Source organism: Mesorhizobium sp. M0437 (genome assembly GCF_040321335.1).
In the GTDB taxonomy this organism is placed as follows: domain Bacteria; phylum Pseudomonadota; class Alphaproteobacteria; order Rhizobiales; family Rhizobiaceae; genus Mesorhizobium.
Genome location: NZ_JAMYRK010000225.1, coordinates 1 through 1,103, shown reverse-complemented (window position 1 = coordinate 1,103; position 1,103 = coordinate 1). Strand labels below are relative to the sequence as shown.

Annotated in this window: 1 protein-coding gene; it reads right to left on the bottom strand. The window is 62.2% G+C overall.

What is annotated here, in order from left to right; translation table 11 throughout:
• A partial coding sequence (locus tag NKI72_RS35125; protein WP_352852268.1) for an integrase core domain-containing protein occupies nt 1-1,024 on the bottom strand: 1,024 nt, incomplete at its 3' end.
• Between the last annotated feature and the right edge of the window lie 79 nt (nt 1,025-1,103).

The window sequence follows — 1,103 nt, the reverse complement described above, 5'->3', positions numbered from 1 at the left end:
TGATCTTCTTCCTGTGCATGCAGATGCGGCCGCAAGCGGTAACCAGGATGTCGCGGTCGTGGAAGGGGTATTCCAGTTCCGGCAGGCCGTCATAGGCTCTTGAGGACGGCGTGTAGAGCTCGGCCGGGGTGCGCATGGCGAGCGCCTCGTGTGGCCTTTCCTCATTGAATTCGCTGATGAAAGCGTCGAACCTCGCCTGCTGCTGGAGGATGTTCATGCCGGGCGGCCTGGTCGTCTCTTTCTTTAAGGTCAGATGCATGCGCTCGTGGCGGCCGTTCTGTTGCGGGTTGCCCGGCTGGATGCGCTCGATGACGATGCCGAGCCTGAGCCAGAACACCGACAGGCGCGAGAGATTGTAGAGGCCGTTAGGCGAAGCGAAAGGGAGCCCGTTGTCGGAGCGGATGGCGGCGGGCAGGCCGCGCTCCCTGAACAGCCGCACGAAGGCCTCGATGACCGGCGTCTCCTTTGTCGATTCAAGCGCTTCGCAGGCGAGCACATAGCGCGAGATCTGGTCGGTGACCGTCAGGGGGTAACAGTAGCTACCGTTGCCGAGCCTGAACTCCCCCTTGAAGTCGGTGCACCACAGATCGTTAGGGGCGGCGGCTTGCGACAATGGCGTGCCCACGGCCTTGCTCGCCCGGTTCCTCTTGCGGGCCTGGCTCACAAGGCCGTGACGGTCGAGCACGGCATGCACGGTGCTTTTGGCCGGGATACGCACATCACCGGCGAGCTTCCTGACCAGCAACTCCCTGATCTTGCGAGCGCCCCAATGCGGCTTCTCGCGCTTGGTCTCGACGATCAGCCGCTCGATCTGCTCGGGCAACTGGTTGGCGTACCTCACCGGCCGCCGCGAGCGGTCGCAAAGCGCCTCCAGCCCTTCCTCCCTATAGCGGTTGAAGATCTTGTAGCCAGTCTTGCGCGAAATCCCGAAATCCCGGCACACATCGCTCATGCCTTCTCCCGCGAGAAGGCGGGCAACGAAACGTAGACGTTCCTCCATCACCGAACACTCTCTCCACGGCATCAACACCTCCGGCCAAAAGCCAAAAGTGTTACCCATGTGTCCGGTACAAAACGTCACCTATGTCTCAGGCCGCGCACTC